8 protein-coding genes are annotated in these 8,991 nt (G+C 68.6%); 1 reads left to right on the top strand and 7 read right to left on the bottom strand.

Annotated features, from left to right (window positions below; all coding sequences use genetic code 11):
- Positions 1-127: 127 nt before the first annotated feature.
- The 5 genes from QH470_RS03955 to QH470_RS03935 all read right to left on the bottom strand — a co-directional run bounded on the left by QH470_RS03955 (position 128) and on the right by QH470_RS03935 (position 5,871).
- A complete protein-coding gene (locus tag QH470_RS03955; protein ID WP_280270866.1) occupies positions 128-550 on the bottom strand; it encodes a VOC family protein in 423 nt (140 codons plus the stop codon).
- Between the two features lie 90 nt (positions 551-640).
- Complete coding sequence (locus QH470_RS03950) at positions 641-2,434, bottom strand: AMP-dependent synthetase/ligase (protein ID WP_280270865.1); 1,794 nt, start codon at positions 2,432-2,434, stop codon at positions 641-643.
- A gap of 107 nt (positions 2,435-2,541) precedes the next feature.
- Positions 2,542-3,480: an alpha/beta hydrolase gene (locus QH470_RS03945; RefSeq protein WP_280270864.1), complete on the bottom strand. Its 939-nt coding sequence runs from the start codon at positions 3,478-3,480 to the stop codon at positions 2,542-2,544.
- 19 nt (positions 3,481-3,499) lie between these two features.
- Entirely contained in the window at positions 3,500-4,330 is an 831-nt protein-coding gene (locus tag QH470_RS03940) for an SDR family NAD(P)-dependent oxidoreductase (protein WP_280270863.1), read from the bottom strand.
- Positions 4,327-5,871 (bottom strand): flavin-containing monooxygenase, encoded by a 1,545-nt coding sequence (locus QH470_RS03935; RefSeq protein WP_280270862.1) that lies wholly within the window; start codon positions 5,869-5,871, stop codon positions 4,327-4,329. Before QH470_RS03935 ends, QH470_RS03940 begins: the two co-directional genes overlap by 4 nt.
- 68 nt (positions 5,872-5,939) lie before the next feature.
- On the opposite strand from QH470_RS03935, the gene QH470_RS03930 reads away from it, so the two are divergent.
- Positions 5,940-6,566, top strand: coding sequence for a TetR/AcrR family transcriptional regulator (locus QH470_RS03930; protein ID WP_280270861.1), 627 nt, complete (start codon positions 5,940-5,942; stop codon positions 6,564-6,566).
- Positions 6,567-6,583: 17 nt separating this feature from the next.
- Here QH470_RS03930 and QH470_RS03925 read toward each other — a convergent pair whose 3' ends face one another.
- Both QH470_RS03925 and QH470_RS03920 read right to left on the bottom strand, forming a co-directional pair.
- Positions 6,584-7,300 carry a chymotrypsin family serine protease gene (locus tag QH470_RS03925; protein ID WP_280270860.1) on the bottom strand — a complete coding sequence of 239 codons (717 nt, stop codon included), beginning with the start codon at positions 7,298-7,300 and terminating at the stop codon, positions 6,584-6,586.
- Between the two features lie 114 nt (positions 7,301-7,414).
- Positions 7,415-8,980 (bottom strand): MFS transporter, encoded by a 1,566-nt coding sequence (locus QH470_RS03920; protein WP_280270859.1) that lies wholly within the window; start codon positions 8,978-8,980, stop codon positions 7,415-7,417.
- Between the last annotated feature and the right edge of the window lie 11 nt (positions 8,981-8,991).

The raw sequence follows: 8,991 nt of genomic DNA, 5'->3' as shown, positions 1-8,991 counted from the left end.
CCCTGGACTTGGGGCACGCGGGGCCGGGGGGGCCGCTGCTCGCGCGGTTGTGGATTGCCATACGGCACGACTTCTGCCCCGTAGCGCTGCCCGCGACACCCGTCGCCGCACAGCGCCTTCCACGCGACTACTCGGCGGCCGTGTAGCCCACCATCCACGGCACCGCGAACTTGTCGGTCGCCATGCCGAACAGCTCGGCCCACTCTGTTTTGCCGATCGGCATGGTCACCTCGCCGCCCGCCGACAGTTCCCGGAAGATGCGCTCGGCCTCCTCGCGGGTGTCGACCTCGAGCGAGACCGCGTAACCCGGGTTGGCGGTGTTGACCGTTTCTCCCGGCGGGGCGTCGGACGCCATGAGCAGGTGGTCGGTGCCGCGCAGCGGCAGGGCGGCGTGGGCGATCAGATTCTTCGCCTCGTCGGGCAGATTGCCGCCGTCGCCCATCTCGCTGAAGCGGATGAGCTGTAGCTCGCCGCCCAGCACGGACCGGTAGAAGGTGAACGCCTCCTCGGCGTTGCCGTTGAAGATCAGATAGGGATTCACAGCCGTCACGGGTTGCCTCCTCGAATGAGAACGTGGCCGGACCGACGGCAGTGGCCGCCGTCCTAGGTAGGACGACGGCCACGGTCGGAATTCATCGGTTCAGCCGTTGTAGATGGCCTCCACGTCGGCCGCGTGGTTCTTCATGACCACGGCCCGCTTCAGTGACATCTTCGGCGTCAGCTCGCCGGTCTCCTGCGTCCAGTCGACCGGCAGGATGCGGATCTTCTTGATCTGCTCCGCATGCGACACCAGCTTGTTGGTGTCGGCGACCGCGGCGTCCACGTCGGCCTTCAGCTCCGGCAGCTCGATCAGCTTCTCGATCGTCAGATCGGCGGGCAGGCCCTTGCGCTCCTTCCAGCCCGGCAGCGCCTCCGGGTCGAGGGTCACCAGGGCCGCGATGAACGGCTTGCCGTCACCGACCACCATCACCTGGCTGATCAGGGGATGCGCCCGCAGCGAATCCTCCAGCAGGGCCGGGGACACGTTCTTGCCGCCGGCGGTGACGATGATTTCCTTCTTGCGGCCGGTGATGGTGATGAAACCGTCGGCGTCCAGCGCGCCCAGATCGCCGGTCTTGAACCAGCCGTCGGCGAAGGCGTCCTCGGTCGCGGTCGGGTTGTTCCAGTAGCCGCCGAACACGACCGGTCCGCGCAGCAACAGCTCGCCGTCCTCGGCGATCTTGGCCGCGTGCCCGGGCAGCGGGCGGCCGACCGAACCGATGCGGACATGCTCGGGGGTGTTCACCGACACCGCGGCGGTGCTCTCGGTGAGACCGTAGCCCTCGTAGATGATGACGCCCGCGCCGCGGAAGAAGTGCCCGAGGCGCGCGCCCAGCGGACCGCCGCCGGAGACCGCGGTCTCGCAGCGCCCGCCCATCGCCTCGCGCAGCTTGCCGTACACCAGCTTGTCGAAGACGGCGTGCTTGAGCTTGAGACCCAGTCCGGCGCCGCCCTTTTCGTGCGCCTCGCTGTAGGCGATGGCCGTCTCGGCGGCGGCGTCGAAGATCTTGCCCTTGCCACCGTCGTGCGCCTTCTGCTTGGCGCCGTTGAAGACCTTCTCGAACACGCGCGGCACCGACAGGATGAAATCAGGCTTGTACTGGCCGAACTGCTCGACCAGCGTCGACCAGTCGGCGGTGTGCGCGACGGTGACCCCGGCGTCGAACGCGGCGAGCGCCACCGCGCGGGCGAAGACGTGCGCCAGCGGCAGGAACAGCAGCGAGCGGCGGCCCGGCCGCAGGAATTCCTGCATCGCCGACCGGTCGGCGGCCGACTCGGCGTAGAGGTTCGCGTGCGAGAGCATGACGCCCTTGGGACGGCCGGTGGTGCCTGAGGTGTAGATCAGCGTCGCCGGAGAGGCCGCCTTCACCTGCGCGCGCCGGTCGTGCACGACCTGGTCGTCGAGATCCTTGCCGCGGGCGATCAGGGCATCGATCGCGCCGTCGTCCAGTTGCAGCACCTCGCGCAGTTCCGGCAGGCCGGACTCGATCTCGGTGATGGTGGCGCGGTGCGCGGCCTTCTCGACCACGAGCAGTTTGGTCGCCGAATCCGCGAGGATCCAGCGGGCCTGCTCGGCCGAGGAGCTGTCGTAGATGGCGACGGTGCAGCCGCCGGCGGCCCAGATGGCGAAGTCCAGCACGACCCACTCGTACTGCGTGGACGCCAGGATGCCGACCCGGTCGCCCAGTTCGATCCCGGCGGCGACCAGGCCCTTCGCCACGGCCGTGACGGCCTCGGCGAACTCGGCCGCGGTCACATCGGTCCACCCGCCCTGACCGTCGGGCCGGTTGAACACCACCAGTCCCGGTGTGCGTTCGGCATGCCGGAACGCGCCGTCGGACATATTGGCGTCCTCGGGGATGGTGTAGGTCGCCGGGACCTCGAACTCTCGCATCGGTGCCCTTCCACGTGGTTTACTCACCGGTAATTTACGCCACTCGGGACGGCCGCACCCGCCCGCCTCCCCGCCGCGTGCGCGCGAGCCGGTAGACCGCCCGAGTTCTATCCTATGGACCGTGTTTGCGCTGCTCGCAGCGATTCGCCGAGGAAACCGGCCAGCTCGCGCGTCGCCGCCGCGGCGGGTCCGACCAGCGAGGCCTGCAGTTGCGCGACGTGCCACAGCCCGCGAGTGACGCTGAACCGGGTCGGCACGCCCACCCGCTCCAACGCCGCCACCAGCCGCACGCACTGCTCGTGCAGCAGTTCGCCCGCGTCGACCTGGATGTAGGTCGGCGGCAGGCCGCGCAGGCCGCCCAACAGCGGCGCGTAGCCGGGATCGAGGCCGTCGGCGTCGCCCCGATAGGCGGCGGCGCAGGCGCGCGACCACGCCTTGTTGATGACCAGATCCCGCGCACGGTCGGGGACCTGATTGGGATCGGCCCACGGCGCGATCAGGCCCAGCGCCGCGGGAGCGATGCCGTGCTCGTCGCGCAACCGCAGCGCGAGCGCCAGCGACAGCCCGCCGCCGGCCGAATCACCGGACACCGCAATGTCTTCCGGCCGCAGTCCGGACGACACCAATTCCAGGAAAGCCGCCTCGGCATCGTCGAGGGCGGCCGGGTACGGATGCTCGGGCGCCAGCCGGTACTCCGGTACGTAGACCGGGCACCGCAGCTCCCGCGCCAGGTGCGCCACCAGCGAACGGTGCGTCGCCGCCGACCCGACGGTGTAGCCGCCGCCGTGCAGGTACAGCACCGCCACCGGCCGCGCGCCGGGAGCGGTCGCCGTGGTCTCGTCCGCCGCGACGGTGACCCGCTCGGTCGGACGTCCGCCCAGGGTCATCCGGTGCACCCGAGTGCCACCGGGCAGCACCTGCAGGACCGACCCGGCATCCAGCAGCACCCGCTGCAACTGCCAGGGCAGACGGTGGTGCATGGAGTACCGGAAAACCGGATGCAGTACCGCGCGGGCGATCGGCAGCGGCAGCGAAACAGCAGGCATGGCAGGAACTTTCATGCGATCAGGGGAGGAACCGGCTGTTCACCAGGTTCGCGATGCGCTGGTAGTAGGAACCGGTGGTGCGGACGAACAGATCCAGCGCCTTGGCCTCCCAGCCGATCAGCACCCGGCCGTGGCCCTTGCGCACGCCCTCGGTGATGGTCTGCGCGGCCATCTCCGGGGAGTGCATCGCCAGCTTCTTGTCGAAGAACGAGGCGAACTGTTTCGCGTCGATGCCCTCGGCGTAGGTCGCGTTGCGCGCCACCGCGGTCTTGATGCCGCCGGGATGCACGCAGGTGACCTTGACCGGATGACGGCGGGCCAGCATCTCTTGGCGCAGTGACTCGGTGAAGCCGCGCACCGCGAATTTCGCCGCGTTGTAAGCACTCTGACCCGGCACCGCGATCAGGCCGAACAGGCTGGACACGTTCACCACGTGCCCCTCGCCCGACTCGATCAGCAGCGGCAGGAATGCCTTGGTGCCGTTGACAACTCCCCAGAAATCGACATCCATGATGCGCTCGATGTCCTTGAACTGGGAGTCGGCCACCTCGCCGTGGAAGGCGATGCCGGCGTTGTTGTACACCTGATGCACCACGCCGAAGTGCTTCTTCACCTCGTCGGCGTACAGCAGTACGGCCTCGCGCTCGGCGACGTTGAGCCGGTCGGACTTCACCTGTGCGCCCAAAGCCTCACAGCGCCGGACGGTTTCGGCGAGCCCGTCGTTATCGATGTCGGACAGCGCGAGTTTCGCGCCGCGGCGGGCCAGGTTCTCGGCCAGGGCGCGGCCGATACCCGACCCCGCGCCCGTGATCACACAAACCTTGCCCCGGAAGTAAGCGTCGTTGCTCACGATGTAGCCACCACTTTCAGATCGGACCGAGCGGCCCCGTCGGCATTTCTGGAGGTGTCGTACGCCGACACGTCGAACTTTTCCAGCAGTTTACGGAAGCGGAAGGTGAAATCAGGCCACAGCGTGGTGTTGTTGCCGTGCTTGTCCAGGTACCAGCTGGCGCAGCCGCCGGTGTTCCAGACGCTGCCGACCAGCTTGCCCTGCAGCTCCCGATTGAACTTGTCCTGCACGTCCTTTCGCACCTCGACCGTGCGCAGGCCCAGCCGCTCGACGGTGGCGATCGCGTCGGCGACGTAGGCGATCTGCGACTCGATCATGTACACCATCGAGGTGTGGCCCAGGCCCACGTTCGGGCCGAGCAGGAAGAACATGTTGGGGAAGTTGGCGATCGCCGCACCCTTGTAACCCTGCTGGCCGGAGGTGTCGAAGACCTCGGCGAGCGTGCGGCCGTCGCGACCGGCGACGACCTCGTAGGCGGGCGAGTCGGTGACGTGGAAGCCCGTCGCCACGACCAGCGCGTCGATCTCGCGCTCGGTGCCGTCGGTGGTGACGATCGAGCCCGCGCGGATCTCCTCGATGCCGTCGGTGACCAGGTCGACGTTGTCGCGGCCCAGCGCCGGGTAGTACTCGTTGGAGATCAGCATGCGCTTGCAGCCGATCCGGAAGTTCGGGGTGACCTTGCGGCGCAGCTCCGGGTCGCGGACCTCGTAGGCCAGCTTGGCCCGCGCGATCGCCTCCAGCACCCGCATCGCGGGCGGGAACTTGGCCAGGCCGACCACCTGGGTTTCGCGCGCGGCGTAGATGGCGGCCCGCGAGAGCTTCTGCACGCCCGGCACATGCTTGAACGCCAGTCGCTCGGGCAGCGTGTACGGGCGGTCGATGCGCGGCAGCAGCCACGGCGCGGTGCGCTGGTAGACGTCGAGGTGCGCGACCTGCCGCGCGATCGCGGGCACGATCTGGATCGCCGAGGCGCCGGTGCCGATCACCGCGACCCGCTTGCCGGTCAGGTCGGCGTCGTGGTCCCAGCGCGCGGAGTGGAAGATCTTGCCCTGGAAGTCGTTGATGCCCTTGATATCCGGCAGGTTCGGCTCGCACAGCGCGCCGACCGCGGAGACCAGGATGTCGGCGGTGAAGGAGCCCTTGGAGGTCTGCACCTCCCAGCGCGCGTCGGCGTCGTTCCAGCGAGCGCCGGTCATATCGCAGTCGAAGACGTGCTTGTCGCGCACGCCGTAGCGGTCCGCGACGCTCCGGATGTAGCGCTGGATCTCCGGCTGCTTGGAGAACGAGCGCGACCACTCCGGGTTCAGCGCGAAGGAGTAGGAGTACAGCTGCGACGGCACATCGCAGGCCGCGCCCGGATAGGTGTTGTCGCGCCAGGTGCCACCGACATCGCTGCCACGCTCGATCACCAGGTAGTCGTCGCGACCCTGCTGGCTGAGCCGGATCGCCAAGCCCAGACCCGAGAACCCGCTGCCGACGATCAGAACGTGTACATGACGGGCAGTCCGGTCGACGCCTTTGTCTGTAACCTTGCGACTCATGTACCCGAGCGTAAGGGGTTATTGAGCAGGAGTCAACAGTATTGACTCACGTTCAGTAGGATGGTGCCGTGAGCAGAGGACCTGGTGAGAACAGCAAGCGGGTACGCCTGAGCCCGGACGAGCGCCGGGAGCAGCTGATCGCGCTGGGTGTGAAGATGCTCGCCGACCGTGCCCTCGAGGACATCGCCATCGGCGACATCGCCGAGCGGGCCGGCATCTCGCGGGGCCTGCTGTTCCACTACTTCCCGTCCAAGCAGGACTTCCATCTCGCGATCGCGCGGCGCGCCAACGCCGAACTGCTGTCGCGCACCGCACCCGATCCCGACCTGCCGCTGTTCGAGATGCTGCGCGACGCGGTGCAGCGCTACGTCGACTACGTGAGCGAGAACCGCACCTCGTACCTCGCCCTGCTGCGCGGACCGGCCAGCTCCAGCCCGGAGTTGATGGCGCTGGTCGACCAGACGCGCGGCGCCATCGTCGATCGCATCCTGGCCGAGGCGCCGATCCCGATCGAGGATCCGGATCAGCCGCGGCTGCGGCTGGCGGTGCGCGGCTGGGTCGCCTTCGTGGAGGAGACGACGCTGAGCTGGCTGCGCCACGACACCATCACCCGCGACCAGCTGATCGACATGCTGGTCGAATCGCTACCGGCGCTGGCGCTCAATCCGCTGTTGACCGAGGCACTGCGCCCCTGATCACGCTGCGCCCCTGATCATTTGGGGGCGACGTACCAGCGGAAGTCGTCCGAGCCGTCGGGGCCGCGGCGGCGGATCATGTCACCGAGTCGCACGGCCGGCTGCACGAGGGTGAAGTCGGCGCCCGTACCGACCACGATGCCGACGAACAGCCCCATGCCGTAGCTGGTCGGGCTGTAGACGATGCCGCCGGAATCGCCGTGGTCGACGGTGAAGGTGGTGCGCATGTGGGTGTCGGCGATATTGCTGATGGTGCCGCAGGTGGTTCCGGTGCGCGTGCCCTCCTTGCACACCCGCTGACCCACCGCCGGATCGCTGTCGACCGCGGCGATCGCCACCTCGTCGGTCTTGGCCGAGACGACGACATTGTCGGCCAGCCGCACCATGGCGAAGCCGAGGTTGTCCACGTCGCCGTCGGGCACGCCCTGCTCGTAGGCGCCGATGCGGCGGCCGTCCTCGTCGCGCACCTGCGCCCCGGCCTCGAAGCAGTGGCCCGCCGTGATCGCGTACTTGACGTCGCCGATATGACCGAGCAGCCCGACCGAACACACCTGACCCGAGGTCTTGATGGCCATGCCCGGATAGATCCGCACCTGTCCGGCGGCGCTCGCGGGCGTCGCCACGGTGCCCGCTGCCAGCAGCAACGCGCTGATCAGCAGCAGAATCCGACCCGGCCCGCGCAGGCGGGGGACATGTCGCAACAACGAGGTCTGGGGACGACCGAGGGGTGGCATGGCGGCTCCGAAAGTGACAGCGAGGCTTCAACATTAAGCCCACCGCGCGCGAAGCACCAGAATTGGGCACATCGACGCCACCGGACCGCGCGTGGCGCCGGTGCCGCGGGGTGTTCAGCTCTCGTACTCGTACCCCGACCGGTCCCCCGCACGATACGCCGACAGCACCGTCAGCAGGGCAGCAACAAGAATCATAACGCCCGAAACCAGCAGGGCCACATCCAATCCGCGATGGAAGGCGGCGTAGGTGGCGTGGATGACCTGATCGACGATCGGGCCGTACGCCGCCGACGCGGACGGATCGCCGCCCTCCGGCACGTTGCCGGTCTTGATCGCGTCGATGACGATCGCCTGGAAGTTCGCCGGTATGTCCAGTTCGTTCAACCGCCGCACCAGATCGTCGTCGAGGAACGAGTTGACCAGCGAGCCCAGCGCCGCGACGCCGACCACCGCGCCGACCTGGCGCATGGTGTTGGTCGCGGCGGCGGCCATGCCCGAGTGCTCGGCGGGCACCCCGGACAGCACCGCGGAGGTCAGCGGGACCACCGCGATGCCGAAGCCCAGCCCGGCAACCATCAGCGCCAGCGCGAGCGGGGTGAATTCCACTGTGACGCCCAGGCATTCGCGGGCCAGCAGGATGCCCGCGGCGCCGAGCACGCAGCCGGTGACCATCGGGGCGCGCGATCCGCGCAGCGCCACCCAGAACCCGGCGAGCAGCGAACCCAGGATGATCGCGACGGCCATCGGGGCGAACAGGGCGGCGGTGCGCCAACCCGAGTAGCCGATGACCTCCTGCAGGTACAGCGCGGTGAAGAAGAAGATCGAGAAGATGCCGAAGTACACGGCGAACGCCACGATCAGCGCGCTGCGCACCATCGGCAACCGCAGATAGCGGAAGTCGAACATCGGGTTGCGCGCACGCGTTTCGACCACCAGGAACCCGAGGAACGCGACGCCGCCGAGCACGAACAGCGCGATCACCGAGGGCGCGGCGTAGCCCACCTCCTCCCCCGAGATGCCCGCGTAGATGACGCAGCCGAGAAACGTCGCGCCCAGGACGAATCCGGCCCAGTCGACCGGTCCCGGTTGCGGGTCGGCGCTCTCCGGCACGTACCGGAGCGCGGCCGCCAGCACGAGGACGCCGACGATCAGGTTGAACCAGAAGATCGATTGCCAGCCGAACGCGCCGACGAGCAGCCCGCCGATCACCGGCCCGGCCGCCAGCGCCAGCCCGGACACCGCCGCCCACGCGCCCAGCGCCTTGGCGCGAGCGCCGCGGTCGGGATAGATGTGCCGCAGCACCGACAGCGTGCCGGGCTCCGAGGCAGCCGCACCCAACCCCATCACCCCGCGCCCGGCGATCAGCACGGCCACACTGGTCGCGGTCGCCGACAGCACCGAGCCGACACAGAACACCACCAGGCCCGCCACCATCACGCGCTTGCGCCCCCATCGATCCCCGAGCGTGCCGGCGGTCAGCATCAAACTCGCGAACACCAGCGTGTACGCGTTGACCACCCACTGCAACGACACCACGCCCGCGTGCAGATCGGACTGAATATCGCCGAGGGTCACACTGACGATGGTGGTATCCAGAAACGTCACGAACAGCACCGCGGTAACGGTCGCCAACGCGACATTCGGACGCGCCGCGCGAGTCGAGGCACTCGGTGCGGTCATATGCCCTCCCG

The sequence above is a fragment of the Nocardia wallacei genome (genome assembly GCF_029868745.1).
Lineage (GTDB): Bacteria > Actinomycetota > Actinomycetes > Mycobacteriales > Mycobacteriaceae > Nocardia > Nocardia wallacei_B.
Note: the sequence above shows the minus strand (reverse complement) of the source record. Positions and strands in the feature narration are given on the sequence as shown.